At 35.0% G+C, this 22261-nt stretch carries 21 protein-coding genes; 2 read left to right on the plus strand and 19 right to left on the minus strand.

The features are described from left to right. Window positions 1-156: 156 nt before the first annotated feature. The 8 genes from nth to UMR38_03705 form a co-directional block, all read right to left on the minus strand. Window positions 157-780, minus strand: coding sequence for an endonuclease III (gene nth / locus UMR38_03670; protein MEC9484957.1), 624 nt, complete (start codon window positions 778-780; stop codon window positions 157-159). Beyond that, complete coding sequence (locus tag UMR38_03675; protein ID MEC9484958.1) at window positions 768-1400, minus strand: DnaD domain protein; 633 nt, start codon at window positions 1398-1400, stop codon at window positions 768-770. Before UMR38_03675 ends, nth begins: the two co-directional genes overlap by 13 nt. A gap of 86 nt (window positions 1401-1486) precedes the next feature. Next, the gene (gene rnc / locus UMR38_03680) at window positions 1487-2167 is read right to left on the minus strand and encodes a ribonuclease III (protein ID MEC9484959.1); all 681 of its coding nucleotides are present in this window, start codon (window positions 2165-2167) and stop codon (window positions 1487-1489) included. Next, on the minus strand, window positions 2160-3161 hold the full coding sequence (plsX, locus tag UMR38_03685) for a phosphate acyltransferase PlsX (GenBank protein ID MEC9484960.1): 1002 nt from the start codon (window positions 3159-3161) through the stop codon (window positions 2160-2162). The genes rnc and plsX overlap by 8 nt, the downstream gene beginning before the upstream one ends. A 33-nt stretch (window positions 3162-3194) precedes the next feature. Next, the gene (gene recG / locus UMR38_03690; GenBank protein ID MEC9484961.1) at window positions 3195-5207 is read right to left on the minus strand and encodes an ATP-dependent DNA helicase RecG; all 2013 of its coding nucleotides are present in this window, start codon (window positions 5205-5207) and stop codon (window positions 3195-3197) included. 79 nt (window positions 5208-5286) lie between these two features. Continuing rightward, on the minus strand, window positions 5287-5526 hold the full coding sequence (locus tag UMR38_03695; GenBank protein MEC9484962.1) for a DUF6054 family protein: 240 nt from the start codon (window positions 5524-5526) through the stop codon (window positions 5287-5289). 170 nt (window positions 5527-5696) lie between these two features. After that, window positions 5697-7349: a DAK2 domain-containing protein gene (locus UMR38_03700; GenBank protein ID MEC9484963.1), complete on the minus strand. Its 1653-nt coding sequence runs from the start codon at window positions 7347-7349 to the stop codon at window positions 5697-5699. Between the two features lie 170 nt (window positions 7350-7519). Further along, window positions 7520-8098 carry a class I SAM-dependent methyltransferase gene (locus UMR38_03705; GenBank protein MEC9484964.1) on the minus strand — a complete coding sequence of 193 codons (579 nt, stop codon included), beginning with the start codon at window positions 8096-8098 and terminating at the stop codon, window positions 7520-7522. A 149-nt stretch (window positions 8099-8247) separates the two neighbouring features. Here UMR38_03705 and rpmB point away from each other — a divergent pair, with 149 nt between their 5' ends. After that, window positions 8248-8439: a 50S ribosomal protein L28 gene (gene rpmB, locus UMR38_03710; protein MEC9484965.1), complete on the plus strand. Its 192-nt coding sequence runs from the start codon at window positions 8248-8250 to the stop codon at window positions 8437-8439. A gap of 79 nt (window positions 8440-8518) precedes the next feature. On the opposite strand, the gene UMR38_03715 is transcribed toward rpmB, so the two are convergent. The 7 genes from UMR38_03715 to rlmN all read right to left on the minus strand — a co-directional run bounded on the left by UMR38_03715 (window position 8519) and on the right by rlmN (window position 15448). Beyond that, a complete protein-coding gene (locus tag UMR38_03715) occupies window positions 8519-9133 on the minus strand; it encodes a thiamine diphosphokinase (protein ID MEC9484966.1) in 615 nt (204 codons plus the stop codon). Beyond that, a complete protein-coding gene (gene rpe / locus UMR38_03720; GenBank protein MEC9484967.1) occupies window positions 9130-9762 on the minus strand; it encodes a ribulose-phosphate 3-epimerase in 633 nt (210 codons plus the stop codon). The genes UMR38_03715 and rpe overlap by 4 nt, the downstream gene beginning before the upstream one ends. Window positions 9763-9771: 9 nt before the next feature. After that, the gene (gene rsgA, locus UMR38_03725) at window positions 9772-10638 is read right to left on the minus strand and encodes a ribosome small subunit-dependent GTPase A (protein ID MEC9484968.1); all 867 of its coding nucleotides are present in this window, start codon (window positions 10636-10638) and stop codon (window positions 9772-9774) included. Window positions 10639-10653: 15 nt separating this feature from the next. Beyond that, entirely contained in the window at window positions 10654-13020 is a 2367-nt protein-coding gene (locus UMR38_03730; GenBank protein ID MEC9484969.1) for an ABC transporter permease, read from the minus strand. Window position 13021: 1 nt separating this feature from the next. Further along, window positions 13022-13723, minus strand: a complete 702-nt coding sequence (locus UMR38_03735; GenBank protein MEC9484970.1) for an ABC transporter ATP-binding protein — start codon at window positions 13721-13723, stop codon at window positions 13022-13024. A 10-nt stretch (window positions 13724-13733) separates the two neighbouring features. Then, window positions 13734-14342 carry a TetR/AcrR family transcriptional regulator gene (locus UMR38_03740; protein MEC9484971.1) on the minus strand — a complete coding sequence of 203 codons (609 nt, stop codon included), beginning with the start codon at window positions 14340-14342 and terminating at the stop codon, window positions 13734-13736. 74 nt (window positions 14343-14416) lie between these two features. After that, on the minus strand, window positions 14417-15448 hold the full coding sequence (gene rlmN, locus UMR38_03745; protein ID MEC9484972.1) for a 23S rRNA (adenine(2503)-C(2))-methyltransferase RlmN: 1032 nt from the start codon (window positions 15446-15448) through the stop codon (window positions 14417-14419). 162 nt (window positions 15449-15610) lie between these two features. On the opposite strand from rlmN, the gene UMR38_03750 reads away from it, so the two are divergent. After that, a complete protein-coding gene (locus tag UMR38_03750) occupies window positions 15611-16894 on the plus strand; it encodes a PLP-dependent aminotransferase family protein (protein MEC9484973.1) in 1284 nt (427 codons plus the stop codon). An 80-nt stretch (window positions 16895-16974) separates the two neighbouring features. Here UMR38_03750 and pheT read toward each other — a convergent pair whose 3' ends face one another. The 4 genes from pheT to UMR38_03770 form a co-directional block, all read right to left on the minus strand. After that, entirely contained in the window at window positions 16975-19344 is a 2370-nt protein-coding gene (pheT, locus tag UMR38_03755; GenBank protein ID MEC9484974.1) for a phenylalanine--tRNA ligase subunit beta, read from the minus strand. Beyond that, on the minus strand, window positions 19341-20048 hold the full coding sequence (locus tag UMR38_03760; protein MEC9484975.1) for an alpha/beta fold hydrolase: 708 nt from the start codon (window positions 20046-20048) through the stop codon (window positions 19341-19343). Before UMR38_03760 ends, pheT begins: the two co-directional genes overlap by 4 nt. Beyond that, window positions 20045-21082, minus strand: a complete 1038-nt coding sequence (pheS, locus tag UMR38_03765; protein MEC9484976.1) for a phenylalanine--tRNA ligase subunit alpha — start codon at window positions 21080-21082, stop codon at window positions 20045-20047. The genes UMR38_03760 and pheS overlap by 4 nt, the downstream gene beginning before the upstream one ends. 331 nt (window positions 21083-21413) lie before the next feature. Further along, window positions 21414-22163, minus strand: a complete 750-nt coding sequence (locus UMR38_03770; protein MEC9484977.1) for a Bax inhibitor-1/YccA family protein — start codon at window positions 22161-22163, stop codon at window positions 21414-21416. Between the last annotated feature and the right edge of the window lie 98 nt (window positions 22164-22261).

Below are 22261 nucleotides of genomic sequence, written 5' to 3' on the forward strand. Positions count from 1 at the left end.
ATTAAATAAAAACGCTTTCTCAATAATTTTATTGAAAAAAACCGTGACTTTTTAAACTTGACAATAAAAGACCACATTCCAACGGAAATGTGGTCTTTTAGAACAATTTTATCAAATATAGTTTATCCTGGGTTTCGTAAAAGTGACAAAAATGTCTTAAATGTGTGGGTATCTACACGGGTCTTTTAAAGGACATTGATCACAGTTTGGGTTACGTGATGTACAATGGTATCGACCAAAGAAAATCATTTTATGATGCATATCACTCCATCTATCTTTTGGGAGTTTACGCATAAGTTTTTCTTCAACTTTTTTAACTGAATCATTTTGATAGGCTAATTTAAGGCGTTTAGCAACCCGGTTAACATGGGTGTCCACTGCTATTCTTGGCACATCAAACCAGACACTTAATACAACATTGGCTGTTTTGCGCCCAACCCCCGGTAAACGCTCTAATTCTTTTTGACTGGAAGGGACTTTTCCATCAAACTCATCAATTAACTGCTTCGCCATCTTCTTCACATTTTTAGCTTTATTTCTATAAAGTCCTATTTGTTTAATATCCTCCATAAGTTCCTCAAGATTAGCGTTCGCAAAGTCTTCTACAGAGGTGTATTTTTTAAATAATGAATCTGTGAGTTTATTCACAGATTCATCGGTTGTTTGTGCACTCAACATGACCGCAACTAATAATTCTAAACTGTTGGTATGATTAAGTTCACACTCAGCATTGGGAAACATGTTGTCTAATTCTTGGATAATTTTTTTTACTCTGTCCATATCTTTTTCAAATCCTCAATTAACGTCGTTTGGTTATATTTTTCTTCTGGTTCTTCTTGTTTTAATAAAATGCCATCGACATATTTAATAGATAACTTCTTTTGCTTTGACGCTTCAAATAAGGCGTCTTTAATTTGATCAACAGTATAATGGTCTTCGTTTAACCATTTTGTAATAGTTTGAATATCAAGTACACCTAGGGGTTTCTTAAACTCTTCTTCGAACAACTCTACCAGTTCTTTTTCTTGAGATTGACGGGGTACAAGTGTATCGTCTTGTTTGCTTTTAAACTCTTCTTTAAGAATGCTTTCAATTAAAAAGTCAAGATTAAAAACTTCTGTTTCTTTTCCATTACCATTCTTTTTAAGTTCAATTTTAACAAATCCTCGATCGATTAATTTATCTAACCGTCTTTGTGTTGTTGGTGAGGTTATGCTAAGCATATCAGATAATTTTTTAGGATGTATAAAGGTTATATTCTTTTGCAATAGATAATGTAATTTAATTAAAATAACAGCATCAGTTTCGTCTAAATCTAGCGTATAATAGTTATTTAACACTAACTCAGAAAAATCGATGATGTTTTTTTGTATGAGTTTTTTTAACCGTTCTAATTCCATAGGTGACCCCCAAATCTCTCTTCAATTCTGGAATTATATTATACCATAGAAAAGATAAAAAAAAAGGTCATTATAAGAATAACCTTTTAAAATTTCATTGACCGAACAGCAAGTTTTTTTAAGGCTGTTTCAGCAGCATGTTGCTCAGATTCTTTTTTGGTTTTGCCGCTACCTTCACCCATTAGGATATCATCCATATACACCCGGGTTACAAATGTTTTGTCATGAGATGGTCCTTTTTCATCGACCACCTTATATTCTAAAGAGCGTTTGTCCGATTGGACTAATTCTTGTAAATAAGATTTATAATCTACGAAATTATCTACATCATCTGATTCAATTGTTGGAACAACGACTTTATCAAATACTTTTCTGACTTCTTCTAACCCTTTGTCTAAGTATATTGCTCCAACAAATGCTTCAAATGCATCGGCTTGTAATGCACTTCGATCACGTCCACCACTCATTTCTTCACCTTTACCAAGTAATAAATAATCTTTTAGATGGCATTTCTTCGCATATTCTACTAAGGCTGATTCACAAACATTTTTAGCTCGAATTTTGGTTAATTCACCTTCTTGAAACTTAGGATATTTTGCATACAGATATTCTCCCATTAAGACATCTAAAACAGCATCACCCATATACTCCAATCGTTCATTACTTTCAACATTATGCTCATTCGCATAGGATGAATGGGTCAATGCTGTTCTTAGAAGGGTGTCATTATTAAATGATAACTCAAAAAATTTTTCTAACTCATTCATTTTTTTCACCTTCTAACACAGCTTCTACTTTTTTTGGTACTTCTTGCCGGATAATGGACGCAGCTTGTCTAATCCCATTATAAAATCCCTTCTTTTTGGATGCTCCTTGAGCTTTCACAACAACACCGCGTAGGCCATAAATCATAGCGCCACCGATTTCATCTGCGGCCATACGTTGTTTAAACCGTTTTAAGTTAGGCATTGAAAACAATAATCCAAGTTTTCCTAAAATCCCTCTTTTTAATTCTTGTTTAAGCATTTTACCCATACCTTTTGCGGTACCTTCAATGGTTTTCATGACTATATTAGCCGTAAACCCATCACTAATTAAAATATCACACGGTGGATCAAGCACTTGCTTAGGTTCAACATTTCCTACAAAATTAAGATGCTTATTCTCTTGTAAAAGTCGATATGCTTCTTGATCAAGTTCGCGTCCTTTACCAACTTCTGTTCCGATATTGATTAACCCCACTTTTGGATTGTCAACACCTAAAATTTCTTTTGCATATATATGTGCATAGTGTGCTTGTTGGACCATATATTCAGGCTTAATGTCAATGTTTGCTCCAGAATCAATGAGAATGATATTTCTTCTATCGACTGTTGGAATTAATGGCGCGATCGCGGTTCTTCGCATACTTTTCATCCGGCCGACTAATATATGAGCCCCAGCGATTAACGCTTGCGTTGCCCCACTACTCACAATCCCATCATTTTCTTTTTTACGGACACTGGTAAGTGCCATTGCCATTGAACTTTTTCGGTTACTTCGAATGGCTCTAATCGGATCTTTTTCCCCCATATCAATGACACCCTCAGTTTGAACGATTGTAATACGCTCATCATTTGTTAGGTATTTTCTAATTTCTGTTTCGTCACCATAAAGTGTACACTCAATATCCGGAATATGCTTAATCGCAAGCATTGTCCCTTCTACTTGTTCTTTCGGTGCAAAGTCCCCACCCATGGCGTCTATTGCTATTTTTATCATATATGTCACCTCAAAATGTATTATAACATAATTTTAATCAAAAATACTTTTCTTAAGCGTTTTTTTAAGATACTGATATAACGGTTGATATTCTACGTTCGTGTAGGTTGTTTTATCTTTTAAAATATTAAGCGCATCCTCTTTCGCTAATTGTAAGATTTTTGTATCTTCTATGATGTCTGCATACTGAAAGTTTAGGACACCACTTTGTCGTTTACCAAAAAACTCCCCAGGTCCACGTGTGCGCAAATCTTCTTCACTGATGATGAACCCATTATTGGTTTCTTCTAAAACGCGTAGACGTTCTGGGTCACCGCTTGTGTCATCATAAACAAGAAGACAATATCCGCGTAAATCACCACGTCCTATCCGTCCCCTTAACTGGTGTAGTTGAGATAATCCGAATCGCTCAGCGTTCATAATTACCATCATCGAAGCATTAGGGACATCTACCCCTACTTCAATCACCGTTGTTGAGACTAAAATATCAATTTTCTGTTCTCTAAAGAGGGTCATAACTTCGAGTTTGTCATCATCTTGTATTTTACTATGAAGCAATCCGACTGAATAATCTTTAAAGATCTCACTCAATCGTTTATATACCTGTTGGGCATTTTTTACTTGTAATGCATCACTTTCAACAATCAATGGCGTCACAACATACACTTGATGCCCTTCATGTAATTCTTCAGTAATCAGTTTGTCTACTAAATCCATATTACTTTCTTTAAACAGGCTAGTCTCGACTGGCTTTTGATGTTTTGGTTTTCCTTTAATCGTCGATATATCCATATCGCCAAAGGCACTGATGGCTAGCGTTCTTGGGATTGGTGTTGCTGACATATAAAGCACATCTGGATAAGCACCCTTCTGGCGAAATTTTTCACGTTGTTTTACACCAAAACGATGTTGTTCATCTGTGATGACATATCCTAAGTTATGATAGACAACGTCCTCACTAAATAAAGCGTGTGTCCCAACCACCAAACACGGGGTATCTGTGTTGATATCATCTAAAATCAGTTGTCGTTCTTTATTACTTAGTTTCCCGTGTAGTAAGTATACTGGGAAATCTAATGGCTTAAACAACGTTTTAAATGTTTGATAGTGTTGTTTTGCTAATAGCTCTGTAGGTGCCATTAAAGCCACTTGCATTTTAGCGTATAACACCGCAACAATACTAATCGCAGCGACAACTGTCTTACCGCTCCCAACGTCTCCTTGTAAAAGACGATTCATCATATAAGGTGATTTAATATCCTTAATAATCTCATTTGTCGCTTGTTTTTGTCCTTGGGTTAACTCAAAGGGCAGTGTTTTAATGAATGCTTTAATTTTATCAAGATGATAGCTTTTAGGTGTTACTTTTTTTCGTCTATTCCGTAGTCTAATATACTGCATTTTCAGTTGAAATTTAAATAATTCTTCATATTTTAATCGTCTTGTAACTTGTCTTAACTCTTGATGTGTTTTAGGATGATGAGCATATTCTAATAAGGTATACATATCTACTAGTTTATACTTTTTACGTAAATGCGTTGGAATGTCATCTTTAATCATATATCCATAGGTTTTCAATGCTTCTTCAATCAATTTTTGAAAACGTTGGTTACTAATCTTATCAATATTATAAACAGGTTGAATCTCGTTCGTAAAGTTCTCTTCTTTCTTTAGTGTTGTTGCGGTAAAGGCATGGTGCAATCGATCAAGTTTACCGGTCATCACGATTGACACACCAGGGGCAAGCATTTGTTTCATATAAGCTCGATTAAAGATCGTAACTTTTAAGTGATGCTCATCAACCAAGGCATCAAATGATACCTTGTTCAGGTTTTTTCTAATGTAGGCAACTTTCGGCTGGCTGATAACTTGTGCTTTTAAAGTGACACGGACTTGATCGGGTGCATCTGCAAAAGTCACGATATGAAAATCTTCATAGCGTGTTGGAAATTGTCTTAATAGTTCAAAACAATCATGTATATCCTGGTTAATTAGATGCATTTTGAGTTTTGGCCCAATACCTTTAATTGTGGTTAAATCAGCCATTATGTCACCACCTCTCATTCTCTCATTATAGCACGATACTCCTTTAAAATCTAATATAAAAAAAGAGGCAAATACCTCTTTATTGAAGTTCGTTAAATGATATATTGTTTTGACTCAGTATCCTTGGAATTGCATTTTCAAATGATTCTTTTGCGCCCCAGTCAAATTTAAAAATCATCCCTTGGCCACCACCAGAACCCACGGCTTCAAGTTTACATGAAAATTCATCAATTGCACTAATAACAATTGATAAAGACGCTCGGCTACTGTTCCGTAAGAAAAATTTCTCAACTACTATGAAACGTGTGTCTTCATCCACTTGTGAATTGTTGATAATATTATAGTCTGATTAATATTCTGTAATTAGGCGTTTTACTTGTTTTGCATCTTTTCGTATGAGTAACTTCATCTGTCTCCTCCTACTTATGTTATCTCTATTATACCAAATAATTCTCATTTATAAACAAAAAAAAGAATAGGGGATGGCCCCTATTCTACTGCGATAATATACGAATAAATTTCTTGATTACCTTCAATGACTTCAACTTCTACATCAGGATGATGTGATTCAAGATGAAGCATGATTGATTCAAGTTCTTTTTCTTCGACACCATTACCAAACATCACGGTGATGATTTCTGAATCCTCATCAACTAACTCTTCGATGAGTTTGTTTACTGTGTCGATGCGTTGTGAGTTTGCGGTAATGATTTCACCATCACGAATACCAATGAACTCATCTTTCTTAATTTTGATACCTTTAAACTCTGTATCACGTACCGCATACGTCACTTCTCCTGTTTTAACATTGTCAATTAACTCTTTCATTTCAGCAAGATTTTCTGCCAACTCTTGGTTCGCATCAAACATTGTTAAAGAAGCATAACCTTGCGCAATTGTTTTCGCTGGAACTACACTAACACTATAATCTTCTAAATATTTTGCGGCGTGTTCTGCGCTTAACATAACATTACCATTATTCGGTACGATGATCACATGATCAGCTTTCATTGATTCAACAGCTTTGACAAAATCTTCAGTCGATGGATTCATTGTTTGTCCACCATCGATGATGCAGTTCGCACCCATTTCTTTAAAAGTATTTTTTAACCCTGTACCATTGACGACCGTAATTATGCCATATCGGCTATTTGGAATGTGTCCATGATCATGTCCACATTTTTCTCCATCCTCATGTGTGTGTAATAATGTCTCTGAATGTTGCAACGACATATTTTCGATTTTCATTGTCGCAAAACTACCATACTGTTGTCCAAAGTTCAAGACATCTCCAGGTGTTTTGGTATGAATGTGCACTTTTAAGATTTCATCATCAGATACAACAACTAAACTGTCTCCAAAACGTGAGATTTTCTTTCTAAATTTCTCTTCATTAAATTTTTTACTATCATTGAAGTGAACGATAAATTCTGTACAGTAACCAAAATCATCTGCGACACCAGAGTAACTTGCGATGCCTTGTCCAACACTTGAAACAGTGTTAAATTTAGAATCTTCTAAGATTTCGCCTTCTAATGCTTTAATGATTCCTTCAATAATCACATTGAATCCAGCACCACCACTATCAACAACACCTGCTTCTTTTAGTACAGCGAGTAAATCAGGTGTACGTTCTAATGATGCATCGGCTTCTTTTAAGTAAATGTTCATGATGTCAAGTAACCCCATATTTTCATCGGCTTCTTCTAATGCTTTATCAGCTGCTTCCCTAGCAACGGTTAAAATTGTTCCTTCAACCGGATTGATAACTGCACCATAAGCCTGTTCAACACCTTGTAATAATCCCTTAACAAACTCTACAGTGTTTGCCGTTTCTTTCCCCTTAAACGTTTTTGCAAAACCACTAAATAGTTGTGATAAGATAACCCCACTATTTCCTCTTGCCCCCATTAATAGTCCTCGTGATAGAGTTTTTGCTACTTTTTCAACGCTTTCATCATTTAAATTAGCAATGGCCTCCACACCACTCATCATTGTTGATTGCATATTGCTTCCTGTATCACCATCTGGTACTGGGAATACATTTAGTTCATTAATGCGTTGATGATCGTTACGTAATGCGATGGTTCCATTAGTAATTAAAAGCTTTAGCAAATTTCCATCAATTACAGTTGGGTTCATAATTTTCCTCCATTTATTGTTAATTAAGTATTCTAATTTGTTCTTATTTTATTTTATTTTACTTTTCATATTTTATCACATTCACTATTTGAATGCAACAAATAAGGTAGTAAGACTAATAGCCTATCATAATGATATTATACATCATATGCTTTGATATTCAAAATACATTATGTGACTGTTTTTTTAACAAGCTTTCCCGAGATAAATGATGTCATAAAAAAATGATCTTTTTGAATGACATCAAAGCCATTTTCCCTCGCTGTTTTTACAAAGTCATGTGTTAATGTGCATTCACGACTAAATAGCATCCATAGGGGATTAATAAACGTGAATATCACTCGTAAAAAACGATTCTTAGGTAGCACATGTTCTATAAAAAGAATCTGACCGTCATCTTTCAATACCCGTCTCAATTCTTGCATACCAACATGTTTGTGATTGACACTACAAAAGACTAATGTATGAACAATTGTATCAAACTGTTTATCTTGATAAGGTAAATCACTAGCACTCGCTTCTTCTAAGCACGCAATATCAGGTGCTTTCTTTGTTAAGTGTTTCGACAAATTAACATCTGTGATGCATAAGGAATGTATTTGATCCATATCATAATACCTTAAGTTAGCGCCGGTACCACTACCAATTTCTAATATATTTCCTTTTGCCTCTTTTAATATATCATATCGTCTTTTACCAATTCTAAGGCGCTCTAAAGGCGCCATAAATACATCATATATCGATAACATATTCTCACCTACTTATCATTATAACAACTATAGTTTACTCATGCATTTTTTATGCAGTAAAAAAAAATATTTTTTTCCTTGCTTTTTCCCCATTATGTGATATTATATTTATTGCTTGTATTCTATAATACAGAAACGGAGGAATAACAATGGCACGCAAATGTTATGTTACAGGAAAAAATGGTATGAGTGGTAATACGAAGTCATTCTCACTTCATACAGAAAAACGTCGATGGAAGTCAAACCTTCAAAAGGTTCGTATTATCGATGAAGATGGCAATGTGAAACGCGTATATGTTTCAGCTAGAGCCTTGAAAAGTGGTTTAGTTAAACGCGCATAGTGTTTTATAAGAGCCGGCAACGGCTTTTTTTATGGAATAAATGAAATATCCCTCTCTCTTTTTAATGAAAAAGCACCTTTCAGGTGCTTTTTTCATTTTGATGTATAACCAGTAAACATCCCTCGTCAAAGGCGATATTTCCTTCGCCTTCATTTGAGACACATAAAGGATCAAAGCGGTCTAAATTAAAGTATGTTAGAGGATATTTAAATCCAGAAAGAGATAAGTTTTTAACATCTTCTAATGCAAAGAAAGAAATGAAATCAAAGCCGTTTTCTATTGTATACTGACCAGGATCTAATGTATAAATTAAAGCATCATCTGTCTGGATGCTTATATTTCCTAATAACAATAAATCTAAATTCGCTAGTGTATGGTCTAGTCGTTTGCCGACACCGCCATATAGCGTGATTTCATCGTGTTCAATATACAGTGCTCGTGTCACTGCAAGATACGTATCGGTATAATCTTTTTTTGCTTTATACAGTTCTGTTTCTTTGGCATAACTTTCAATTTCTTTACGCTCATCTTTGGTGACACTATCGAAATCCCCAATCGCTAAATCGATGGGGATATTTTTTTCTTTTAAGGTTAAACATGCGTGATCCACAGCGATAATGTAGTCATTATCTTCATTCTCGTATAAGTTAAGGATTGCTTCTGTGAGTGGTTCAGCAAAGATTTTTACTCTCATCCTAGTTTGGCCATCCTTTCTGATGGTTTATCAGACTTAAAGATAAACGACCCAGCCACTAAGACATCAGCCCCAGCTTCTTTACACTGTGCCCCTGTTTTCTCATTGATGCCCCCGTCAACCGCAATTAATAAGTTTGGGTTGATTGTTTTTTTAAGCATTGCTAATTCTTTAATCTTATTCAACGCTTCTGGCATAAATTCCTGTCCGCCAAACCCCGGTTCAACACTCATCACAAGAACTTGGTCGATGAATGGTAAGTATTCCTTAATACTCTTTACTTTGGTGTCTGGCTTAATTGAAATACCCACAGCAACATCTAACTCATGCAGCATATCAATAACATATTTAGGGTCATCAACTGTTTCAACATGAAAGGTTATACGATTGCTTCCAGCATCAACAAATGCTTTTGCGTACTTCATCGGATCTGTAATCATCAAATGCGTATCCAAAACTTGTTTGGTATATTTTCGAATCCCTTTTACGACGACAGGTCCTATCGTTAAATTGGGAACAAAATGGCCATCCATTACATCAATATGGAGCCATTTTGCATTATGGACACGATCAATCGATGCTTCTAGGTTTCCAAAGTCTGCAGATAAAATCGATGGTGCAATAATCATCTAATCACCTCAATATTTCGGCTTTATATCTTTTACTTCTTCATAAATACGTTTATAGTTTTCATACCGTGATGGTAATATATCTCCATCATTAAGTGCTTGCTTAACGGCACATTTTGGTTCATTGATATGTGTGCACCCGTTAAACTTACATTGATGAGATAAGGCAAAGAAATCAACAAAGTTTAATGGGACATTATCTAAGTCAATATTTCTAAAATCCAGTTTAGAAAATCCGGGTGTATCTGCGATGAGACCACCTGATAACGGAATTAACTCCACATGTCGTGTCGTGTGTTTACCACGTCCTAAGGCATCAGATATATCATCTGTTTTTAAATTAAGTGTGGGGTCTATCGCATTTAATAGTGTGCTTTTTCCTGCGCCTGTTTGCCCAGCTAGAACACTAATTTTATCAGTAAATATGGTATCAAGTTGTTCAATATGCTCACGATGTTTGGCATCTACATAATATATATCATAAAACTCTTCATAATATGCAAGTTGTTCTTTTAAATTTATTAAATCATGATCACGCAGTAAATCAATTTTTGTCACCACGATAATAGGCGTAATATCTTCATTCTCTATAATGGTTAAAAACCGATCTAAGAGATTAAAACTAAACGTTGGCCGAGTAGCACTATGAATTAATAACGCTTGATCGACATTGGCAATGGCGGGACGAACTAAATCGTTATGACGGGGTAAGACTTCCTGAATGAAATCGTCATTATACGTGACTAAATCGCCCACTTTTGGGCTTGTATTAATGTGGCGCATTTTACCTCTGGGTGTTAACGTAATAACATCACCTTGTTCACCTAACACGGTATATTTTCCACCGATCAATTTAATGATTCTTCCATTTTTCAAATGTGTTGCCTCCTATTAAACTTGATACATTTTCATCGCTTCTTGTAATGCGACATCGTTTAAATGATGTTTCGCATTGAGGGCTCCTAAGTAAAATATCACAAGGTAAATCCCCAACCCAAGAACGGCGTGCCAAAGTTTAAATGACACCGGGAATAACAGCCCATAAAAGTCGGCAAAGAACTGTTCCATAAACTGAAAACCTGCAAACGCAATCGGAATTGTGATTAAGAAAATAATCACGCCATAGGTTAAGTACCCACCGAGAATCATCTTGTCGATTTCTTTATTATTATACCCCATTACTTTAAATAATGAAATATTATAAAAGTTATCTTCAATCGTTAGTAACGTCAAAATATAAATAATGATTGTTCCTAATACGATTGAGACACTTATCATAATCATGATAAACATATTGAAAAACGCTTGCATCTCTTCTGCTTGTTTTAATATATCATTAGTTGAGATAACATGCAAGTAATTGTCTTCATTCAAGTTTGTTTGACTATATACAGCATTGTAGTAAGTTGTATTATCCATTAAAAACGCTGATAGTGAACTACGGCTATAATACGCTTTACTTGCGCCATATTCTTCTGTAATACCAACAACGTTTAACGTTGTTGAATCGCTTCCGACTTGAACAGAAACCTCATCACCAATATCAATGTTCTCGATCAAGTGCATTGATGATGTAATTACTAGTCCATCACTAATTTTCTCAGTGATGATCTCCCCACTATCATTATACAAAGGATGAATGTCAGACGACTGATCAAGCCCGATTAACATAACATTACTTTCATTAACTAAAACACTGGATAGTTCAATCACTTTTTCATCATCATCTGACACTGGACAACTTGATTGGTAATCACAATACCCTATGGTCTCATGATGTGTATTCTCATAATAATCATAAATCATCCGGTCCATCATGCCGGTCATCGAGAAACTAAACAAAATGGTAAAGGCTGCGAAAAAGATGCCTATTAAGAAAACTAAAAACTTGACCATACTTCTGTAAAGTAATAAATGTTTTAACTTCGTCTTAATATTAAAAGGCTTTAATAACACTGATAACTTAGTGACTAGTTTATTCGTTTGACTGGTTACTACGGGATTAAGGAGGGTCACCGGATCTTTCTTTAACATCTTTTGTATGATGACAAAACTGATTAATAATAAAAACAGATAAGGCACAATAATTGCCACAAATACCGTGCTAATATCTTGTTCAATCGCTTGATACGGAAGCAAATAAAATTCTAAGTAAATGTTCTTAAACGGTTCAGCAAAATACCACCCAATAAAATACCCTAGTATAATAGTTGGTAGTGCTAGTATTGCGATAAAGAGAATATATGGTAATGTAATTTCTGTATTCGTATATCCCATTGCTTTTAAGATGCCAATAGGACCGCGTTGTTGACTTAAGACTTTAGAAATCATGATCCCCACTATAATTAATCCGATTGATGCGATCATTAAACTCAGAAAAATATTCATTGCACGGCCACCAGACAACTCTGAATAAATAGCGCCGCTTCGCATATTGTTAATTGTTAAGGTTGCGCTTGTAATATACGGGAGTCCTTGGTCATAAATAGTGTCAATTACAGTATCGGTAAATGCCTCATCTGTGAGAGATGTTGTTCCTGCTATATCGAAACCAATATCACTATTAATCCGTGTAAATTCACTATCTGTCACAGTGCCAATTGTTTGTGAGGTATTATCTATAATAAGTGTTTCTGACAGAATGGTTAAACTATAATCAGGGAAGAGTGTAAAAGCTGTTATTTCATAATCCTTTTCATTAATGGTCAATGTATCGCCAATCGATAAATTATGTTTTTTAGCAAAGATTTCTGTGATTGTTATGTGCCTATCATTTTGAGGTAATCCACCTTCAATAACATATGTTGTATTTATCATATCATTTTCTTTTAAGACACGCATTCTCACTGAACGATTATTGAATGTAAAATAGATATCTTTATACTCTCTTAATTCCAATGTAATATCTTCATATATTGACTCGATTGCTTCAATTCGATGTGTCATTACGCTCTTATAACATGTGCGGTCAATGTCATATAGCCCACTCACTGTATATACATCAGGATGATTTTGTAGTACTTGGGGACAGTTTGATTGAATCACAGCTAAATCGTCTTCAAATAAGCCATCCGCTAATCCAATCGCAAAATCTTCCTGATTCGCCTGATCAAAATATTCTTCTGTCGGTTCAAGGAGTGTATCAATACTATAACTCATCATGGTATATATAAAACTACTCATGACCATAATAAGTCCAAGCAAAAACAGTTGTAGCCATTTTTTCTTCAGTGTTCTAAACACATTCCGAAATAACATATTAACTCCAACTTATATGCTTTGCTTTGTGCTTGTCTGCGTTTTCAAAACTATCGATCACTTCACCTGAATTGAGCTTAACTATACGATCTGCCATCTTCGCAATATTTGGATTATGAGTAATAAGACAAATAGTTGTTTTATACTCAGCATTTAAGTTTTCTAAGACAGTCAAAATCTCTTTTGCAGTGTCTTCATCAAGTGCGCCAGTAGGTTCATCGCAAAATAGAATTTTTGGATTTTTAACGACGGCACGTGCTATACTAACACGCTGTGCTTCACCACCACTTATTTGATATGGATACTTATCAATATTAGGTGTTAACCCTACACGGTCAATGATTTCTTCTGTCTCAAATGGATCGTTACTCACAGCCCGACCAACTTCTACATTTTCTCTAACACTTAAGGTTTGTAAGAGATTATGTTGCTGGAAAATAAATCCAAGATTATCACGTCTGAACCTGGTTAATTCTTTTGTCGACATCTCACTAATAATATCCTCATCAATCTGAATCTTACCATCTGTTGGTACATCTAATCCACTGCAAACATTCAAAAGTGTCGATTTTCCACTCCCACTCGGTCCTAAAATAGCCACAATTTCGCCCTCTTGAAAGTTAATTGATACCTCTTTTAACGCCTTTGTCTCAACTTCTCCAGATCGATACACTTTCGTCACTTTTTCTAATACAATACTCATTGTTTACCTCCTACAGTCTTTCTTTTAGAACCATATAAACTTTATCTTCAACCGTGTTAAATAACATTTCTTTACTCCGCTTTTTATCGTAAACATAGATCATTAACTCATATACCATAATGCTATAGATAATTTCACTCATATACTTACTATTTAATGATTGAAAAAAACCACGTGCTTTTAACTGATTGAAGTATTCTTCAATTCGTGCCATGTATTGAAAATCTATGTCTGCATAATGCTTCAACTTACTTGGATTCTTTTTCGCAAGTTTTATCGTTTGAACAGTCAACTCCGCCAAAAGGCGTTTTGGTAGTTTTAAAAGTAATTTCAAAATGCGTTTCATTTCGGTAACAATAGCTTTTGCGATGTCTTTCTCTTCCTTAATTGTATCATGCCAAACAGTCATTTTTTGTTGGATATCTTGATTAATTATTTCGAAGAACAAGTCTGTTTTTGAGTCAAAGTAATTAAACAATGTCCCTTCTGCAATTCCCACTTCTTTCGCAATCGTTTTTGTCGATGTTGCTTCAAATCCGTGTTCTAAAAACTTTTTTGATGCGACTTCAATTATACGTCTTTTACGTTCTTCTTGTTGCTTTTTTGTCGTTCTAGCCATAGGTCACCTCCTAATATGAGTACACTCATATAATAAATGACTTTTTATATAAATGCAAGAAAAAAGAGAATGCATCACGCATTCTCTTTGATATCTTTTGAACGTAATTGACCACAAGCAGCATCAATGTCGCCACCTTTTTCATGTCTTAATGTTGCAGTTATACCGCGTTCCATTAACCGATCATGAAATGCTTTAGCTTGGTTTTGAGGCGTGCCTTGATAACTAAATTCTTCGACAACATTATAGCGTATCAAATTGACATAACAATTGATCCCCCGCAACACATTACTTAACTCGTCGGCGTGAGCAATGGAATCATTGACACCTGACAGTAATATGTATTCGAAGGTTACACGACGGTTAGTTTGGTCAATATAATACTTCACCGCTTTTAAGATATCCTCAATTGGATAGACGTTATTTATTTTCATAATTTGCGTTCGTAAACGGTTATTTGGCGCATGTAAACTAATTGCGAGATTAACTTGTTTTGGGTCCTTCGCAAAATCATATATCCGTGGGACAATGCCACTTGTAGATACGGTGATGTGTCGTGCCCCAATCTCTAAGCCGTAAGGACTATTAATGATATCGATAAAGGCCATGGTGTGATCATAATTTTCAAAAGGTTCGCCTATACCCATTATAACAACATGACTAATACGCTCATTAATCAATGATTTTACGGTCATGATTTGTTGAACAATTTCACCCCGTGTTAAATCACGTGTTTTTTTGTAAAGTCCCGATGCACAAAAGCTACATCCCATATTACAACCGATTTGGGAGGTAACGCATACACTGTTTCCATAGTTGTGTTTCATCAAAACCGTTTCAATAACTTGTCCATCTGTTAATCTAAATAAAAACTTTTGTGTACCATCACGACTTGTTTGGTGTGATACGACAGTTAATGTGTTAACTGTCATCGTCTCATCTAAAAAACCACGCAACTTTTTACTTAAGTTGCTCATCTGGCTAAAGTCTGTTTCATCTTTTTTATATATCCATTCAAAAACTTGTCTTGCATTAAACGCTTTAAAGCCTTTATTAACAAGATATTCTTCAAGTTCTTGTAACGTGTAATTAAATAGATTTTCCATTTTAAAACTCCTCAAATATTCATTCATCTAATGCTTATAATATTGTATCACACTTCTTAAATAATGCAATGTGTATACGATTCTTGTTTGTTATTTCAGACGATATGCGATATAATATTGTCATTCTAGAAACATAAATTATCACCAAAAGGAGATGGACAGATGGCTAAAAAATTATTATATGAAACAGTCTATGAGACCTTAAAAGCAAACATCATGAATGATTATTACCCCGCAAATAGTAAATTGATGTCAATTAGGCAATATGCCAAAACACATAATATATCCACCACAACGGTAGAAAAAGCCTATCACCAATTAGCTGTTGAGGGGTATATTGCCTCACGCCCTCGTAGTGGATATTATGTCATGAATATCCATAATGTTGCTTCGACATCGACGTCTTTATCACTCGAACCAATTGGATATCATAATCATCCAAATGATCAAATTACACCTTGCATGTTTGAGACAAAAGAGTATAAAAGAATGCTCAATCAGGTATTGAATTACGAAGAAGATAATTTACGAAAGCCGTGTCACCCAAGTGGTGAACTTGCTTTACGTAAAGAAATCCAAGCCTTCTTGAGAGATGAACGAAACGTCATGTGCGATGTAAATCAAATCATTATTGGTGCGGGAATACAATCATTACTACACATCTTGCTTGGATTAAGCAATCGTACGAGTGTTATGTATTTAAAACCAGAATTCACAAAAGCCATCAATATCTTTAGACAATACGATTTTCAATGTATCGGAAGGAACACCTTTGATAACTTACTCAAAACAGAGGCCGATTTTCTGTATATATCTCCTTCAAATATGTATCCAAGCGGTGATATATTAAAAGTCAATGACCGAAACAAACTTATCACCTGGGCACATACTTTTGATAGCTATATCATAGAAGATGATTATAATTTTTTAATGCGGTATAATAGTCAGATTATACCCGCTATTCAAAGTTTTGATCATGCCCATGTAATCTATATAGGATCCTTTTCAAAAACATTACTTCCCTCACTAAGAATGAGTTATATGGTCTTACCCCCTAAACTGTATAATCTATATAAAAAAGATTTCTTCAATTACGCCCAAGGTGTGAGTAAGTTAGAGCAATTAAGTGTCGCTAATTATATGAAAAGTGGTCTTTATTACCGCCATCTAAAAAAATTATCAAAAATTTATAAAGATAAAAATGAAATTATGCTCGAGGCAATAAAACGATACCAAAAAAATCATTTTACTATACGCTCAACAGATGCTAACTTACATATTGTGTTTGATTTTAAACAAAAACACCATCTAAATACGTTTATTAAAAAGTGTCATCAATACGCTTATAAATATCAATTAATTGATCAATCCAACAGTATAATATTTCCCTATTCTGGAATAGAGAATAAAGATATTCCTAAAGTCGTAAAACAATTATTAAACTAACGCCTATTTCAAATATTAAAGCAGATAACTATACTAAAAAAACACTTCATAATGAAGTGTTTTTAAGTGGATTAATCCTATTAATAATCTCTAATAATCGCATCAATATTACTTTTAAGACCTTTGACAATCGCATCAACACGTTGGTCAACGTCTTTTGTTTTAAGCGTTTTATTCTCGTCAGTAAATGTAAGACGAATAGTTAATGATTTTTGATGCGCTTCAAGGTGCTCACCTTGATATAAATCAGTAATCTCAACATCTTTTAATAATCGTTTACCATCTTTTTGAATTTGATCAACTAATCTATTAGCGGTAACTTCTTCAGTAACAATAACCGATAAATCACGCGTCACTTCAGGATATTTATTTATCGCTTTCGCACTCCTTAATACCCGTCTATAGTCATAAAGACGTAATAGATCCAGTTCGAAGACATACGTATTTTCTAAGTCATGCTTTTTAGCATATTCAGGGTGAAGTTTTCCTAAAAATCCAACTTCGCCTTGATAATCTTTAATGATGGCTGTTTGACCTGGATGACATTCTTTATATCGATTTGTTGGTTCAAATGTTAAATGGGATAAACTCAACACCTCAAACAAACTGTTTAAAATACCTTTTACAGTAAAGAAATCAATCTCTTCAACTTGTCCTTGCCAACTTATGTGGGACAAGTTACCGGTTAAAACACCACTTAAGATTTCATCTTCACCATCTTTTGCATAAGACTTTCCGAGTTCAAATAGTCTAATATCTGTTTGTTTACGGGCATAGTTGTATTTTGCTACTTCCAACATATTAGGTAACTGACTTAACCGTAATACGGACTTGTCCGCACTCATTGGTAACTGTAATTGAACTGGGGTGTCATGTTCTACTGTAAACTCATGAACTCGTTCTATAGACGTTAATGAATAGGTAACGACCTCGGTTAATCCAAGATGCGCTAAGGTGTGTTTGATGGTGCGTTTAAATTGTTGGTAATCTGTCAATTTACCTTGATTAATGGTTGTTGGCAAGGTTACAGGTAGTTCATTATACCCCAAAATACGTCCAATTTCTTCAATGATATCTTGGTATGTCTCAATATCCTGGCGTCGCGTTGGGACATGAACAATGATCATTTGATCTTTTTCTGACAGATTAAAATGTAATCGCGTTAAAATTGTCTTTATCTCTTTATCACTTAAACTTGTTCCTAATGTCTTATTGACAAGCTCTGCGCTGATTGAAATCAACAATTCTTTATGGGATGTATTATCGACTTTTTGTATTCCTTTTAACACATCTGCGTGCGCATATTTATTAAAGTAATGTGTCGCTAGTTCTAAGGCGTATTGTGTCCGTTTAGGATCTACTTTACGCTCAAAACGCATCGATGCTTCACTACGAAGATTTAAACGCGATGATGTTTTTCTGATATGTGTTGGATCAAAGACCGCACTCTCTAAAAGAATTCGTTTTGTACTCGATGAGATTTCAGTATCATACCCACCCATCACACCACCTAGTGCGACAGCCTTTTTCCCATTCGTTATCACAATATCATCGGTTAATAATTGCCGTTCAACTTCATCAAGGGTGCGTAGTGTTTCTCCGTGTTTAGCCAAGCGAACATCAATTGTATCACTGTCTAATAAATCATAATCAAAAGCATGTAACGGTTGACCTGTCTCTAACATAACATAATTTGTAATGTCAACCACATTATTAATTGGACGAATCCCAGCGGCAATTAAACGTGATTGCATCCAACGTGGTGATGATTTTATTTGTGCATTTTCTAAGACTCTAGCGTAGTAACTCATGCATTGGTCTGTCGATAATTTAATAGTGACATCGTTCGGTTTATCAATTTCATCCACACGAATCTCTTTTAATGTAATCGGCTTTTCTAAAATGGCGCTCACATCATATGCAACACCCATCATGCTTAATAAATCAGGACGATTTGGTAAAATGTCAATCTCTATAACTTGATCATCTAACGCCATAACAGAAAGCGGGTTATCCCCAGGTTCGCATGTTTCTTGAATGACGTGGATACCACTCGCATCCGCATACTTTTTGTCGATACCCAGTTCAGGCAAACTACAAATCATCCCATTGCTTTTTACGCCACGAATAGTCGATGATTTAATTTTAAAATTCCCCGGTAAGACTGCGCCCGGTTTTGCGACAATGACCATTTGTCCAGCCTGAACATTTGGTGCCCCACACACAATTTGTTCTGTAGAATCGCCTAAATCAACTTGGCAAACACTTAATTTATCCGCATTTTCATGCGCTGTTTTTTCTAACACTTTTCCGACAGTTAATTGATTAGCATTGACTAATTCTTTTACCGATTCTACTTCTGCGGAATGTATATTAAATAGATTTGCTAAAGTGTCTTTATCAATGGCCACATCAACAAAGTCTTTTAGCCAATTTAGTGAAATATTCATGATATCTCCTCCTTCAGATAGTCATCGATCGTATGGATGACATCGTTGCGCACACTTTTATCAAAGAATAAGAAATGACTCGAATCCACTTTGTAACGTCTAAATGGTACATCCCCCATACTTTTTTCAATTTGATCGATTGACTTTTTCTTCACTAACTCATCTTTAGTAGTTTCAATCACTAAGGTAGGTACATTAATCATTTTTAAGTACCGTTTAGTATAGTGAAGATATAACTGCAAATGCCAAATATGAATCTTTGGCACTAAGACAAAACGTCTTATAAACTCTTTATAAAAAATTTCTTGAACACGGGTTAACTTTTTAGAATGGGCTAAGCTTGAACTGAGACCTTTTAAAAACTTTCGATAATTGGGATTCTTAACAATCGGTGCGATTAATACGACTTTATCTACACGATGGTTTCTAGCCGCTAAAATAGCTGCGGTACTCGCGCCTAAAGAATACCCAATCAAGTAAACATTTCTAAAGCCTTTTTGGTTAATCACTTCCGTAGTTTCATCAATAAATTGAATGAAGTCTTTCGTTTTTGCTTTAGGGAAATAGTTTCCAACAAATGCCCCTGGCATGATACCTGGATAATAGACAAAATACTCATCATTCTTCTTTAAATAGTTATATAAGCCACGTAATTCGCCACCAGTTGTCCCAGCGCCATTGATAATAACAACTAAATCTTTCATGACTTAAATTGCTTGTTAAAGCGTAAATCATTGGTATAAAATTGACGTATATCGTTAATCTTATACTTTAACATCGCAATTCGTTCCACTCCTACACCAAAGGCAAATCCTTGGTACACACTACTGTCATAGCCACTGGCTTCTAAAACATTATTATTAACCATACCAGCACCTAATACTTCTATCCATCCGGTGTGTTTACAAATATGACATCCTTTTCCATCACAGTTATGACAGCTAACATCGACTTCAACACTTGGTTCGGTGAATGGAAAATAGGAAGGACGTAAGCGAATATCACGATTTTGTCCAAACATCTCTCTTGCGATGACGAGTAATGTCCCTTTTAAATCCGCCATGGTTGTATCTTTATCAACCACTAGCCCTTCTATTTGCATAAATTGATGACTATGCGTTGCGTCATCTTCATCTCGTCGATAAACTTTGCCAGGGCATATAATTTTAACAGGTTCTTTACCGCCCTTATCAAGCATTGTTCTAACTTGTACTGGTGATGTATGTGTTCTTAATAACAATGTGTCATCAATATAAAAGGTATCTTGCATGTCTCTTGCGGGATGATCTTTCGGCAAATTCAGTTTCTCGAAATTATATTCATCAATTTCAATCTCTGGTCCTTCCATCACTTCATACCCCATACCAATGAAGACATCTTCTATCTGATCTGTTATTTGAGTAAGAAGATGTGTTGTCCCTGGATGAAACACTTTTCCTGGCATTGTCACATCGACGGTTTCTTCTTCAATCTGTTTTTGTACTTCTAAATCATGAAGTTCTTGTCGCTTCTCGTCTATCCAGGTTTGAATATCACGCTTAGCAAGATTGGTTTCTTTTCCAACAACTGGGCGTTCTTCTTTAGACAAGTCTTTCATCGATTTCATAATATCATTAAACGCACTTTTCTTTCCTAAAAATTTCGCTTTAATGTCATTTAGATCTACCATTGTTTGCGCTTGGTTAATGGCTTTTTTGGCCTTCTCTTTAATTGAATTTAACCGTTCTTTAATGGCCATAATTGTCACTCCTTTGTCTTATTGTAATAAAAAAATCGTCCTTTATAAAAAGGACGAAATAATTTCCGCGGTACCACCTTTAGTTCCGTTAGGCTCTTAAGCATCTGTTAACGTGGATGAGACGGACGGGATTGGCGTCACTCGATAGTTGAATTCATAACAAGTCGATAAAGGTCATCACACCATTGCAACCTCTCTCTGATATCGTCTTTTGTGTTACTACTATGACTATGTCTACGTTTTACAATTAGTATTATAACATGATGATAATATAATGCAACTGTTATTCAAAGGAATAGGTGTTAAGCATAATGCTTAACACCTATAATTATTAATCTCGTTTTCCAGCGATAATCGCAAATAAACGCAAGAGTTCTAAGTATAACCACACAATAGTAACAACCAACCCTAATGCAAGTGACCACTCCATTTCTTTTGGGGCCCCCGCATCAACAAACTCTGTGACCATTTTAAAATCATATAATAAAAATAAACTTGAGATAATAACACTTAACACGACAATCCCAATATAAAGTGTTTCAAACGTCTGCATAGCAATTCCTGTGAATGATAAAATCAATAATAAGATTGAGGCAAAGATTAATCCTACTAAGGCACTCATCATCGCTTTTTTAAAGAAATTCCCCACGCGAATAATACCTGTTGAATATAAGAACAACATGCCTCCTAAAACACCAAAGGTTCCCATTAAGGCCATTTGTATGATTTGACCACCATACATATATCCATACAAGGCACTAATAAAACCGATAAATGTCCCTTCTGCACCAGCATAAATCAACGTTGTGAACATTCCTATTTCAGGTTTGCGATGAGTAACAATCACCGCAATAATCGCAATAATTGGGGCTCCAATCATAACTCCTATCATTCGTCCTGTACCAAATGTTTCCACATTTAAACGATACGCAAATACCAATGCAAATGCAGCTGTAATGACTAGTAGATAAAACGTCTTTAAAGCAACCCCTTGGTACGTTGCACTATAGCTATTACCATAGTCATAAAGCCCACTTTTTTCAGCGTATTTATAGACAGGATTTTCTCCTCTTAATTTCATTTCTAACACTCCCTTTTTTGAAATCGTTGATTATTATATCATATATTTTTTTAAAAGTCATCGCTAAACATTCAATAACTCATATTGATTTTCTTGTT

The organism is Candidatus Izemoplasma sp. (assembly GCA_036172455.1).
GTDB lineage: Bacteria > Bacillota_I > Bacilli_A > Izemoplasmatales > Izemoplasmataceae > JAIPGF01.

Coding starts and splice junctions, on each gene's coding strand:
- rpmB (MEC9484965.1), top strand. CDS start 8,248: ATGGCACGCAAATGTTATGTTACAGGAAAAAATGGTATGAGTGGTAAT.
- UMR38_03675 (MEC9484958.1), bottom strand. CDS start 1,400: ATGGAATTAGAACGGTTAAAAAAACTCATACAAAAAAACATCATCGAT.
- nth (MEC9484957.1), bottom strand. CDS start 780: ATGGACAGAGTAAAAAAAATTATCCAAGAATTAGACAACATGTTTCCC.
- UMR38_03730 (MEC9484969.1), bottom strand. CDS start 13,020: ATGTTATTTCGGAATGTGTTTAGAACACTGAAGAAAAAATGGCTACAA.
- UMR38_03740 (MEC9484971.1), bottom strand. CDS start 14,342: ATGGCTAGAACGACAAAAAAGCAACAAGAAGAACGTAAAAGACGTATA.
- rpe (MEC9484967.1), bottom strand. CDS start 9,762: ATGATTATTGCACCATCGATTTTATCTGCAGACTTTGGAAACCTAGAA.
- UMR38_03750 (MEC9484973.1), top strand. CDS start 15,611: ATGGCTAAAAAATTATTATATGAAACAGTCTATGAGACCTTAAAAGCA.
- UMR38_03700 (MEC9484963.1), bottom strand. CDS start 7,349: ATGAACCCAACTGTAATTGATGGAAATTTGCTAAAGCTTTTAATTACT.
- UMR38_03770 (MEC9484977.1), bottom strand. CDS start 22,163: ATGAAATTAAGAGGAGAAAATCCTGTCTATAAATACGCTGAAAAAAGT.
- UMR38_03705 (MEC9484964.1), bottom strand. CDS start 8,098: ATGTTATCGATATATGATGTATTTATGGCGCCTTTAGAGCGCCTTAGA.
- UMR38_03735 (MEC9484970.1), bottom strand. CDS start 13,723: ATGAGTATTGTATTAGAAAAAGTGACGAAAGTGTATCGATCTGGAGAA.
- plsX (MEC9484960.1), bottom strand. CDS start 3,161: ATGATAAAAATAGCAATAGACGCCATGGGTGGGGACTTTGCACCGAAA.
- UMR38_03760 (MEC9484975.1), bottom strand. CDS start 20,048: ATGAAAGATTTAGTTGTTATTATCAATGGCGCTGGGACAACTGGTGGC.
- pheS (MEC9484976.1), bottom strand. CDS start 21,082: ATGGCCATTAAAGAACGGTTAAATTCAATTAAAGAGAAGGCCAAAAAA.
- pheT (MEC9484974.1), bottom strand. CDS start 19,344: ATGAATATTTCACTAAATTGGCTAAAAGACTTTGTTGATGTGGCCATT.
- rnc (MEC9484959.1), bottom strand. CDS start 2,167: ATGAATGAGTTAGAAAAATTTTTTGAGTTATCATTTAATAATGACACC.
- rlmN (MEC9484972.1), bottom strand. CDS start 15,448: ATGGAAAATCTATTTAATTACACGTTACAAGAACTTGAAGAATATCTT.
- UMR38_03715 (MEC9484966.1), bottom strand. CDS start 9,133: ATGAGAGTAAAAATCTTTGCTGAACCACTCACAGAAGCAATCCTTAAC.
- recG (MEC9484961.1), bottom strand. CDS start 5,207: ATGGCTGATTTAACCACAATTAAAGGTATTGGGCCAAAACTCAAAATG.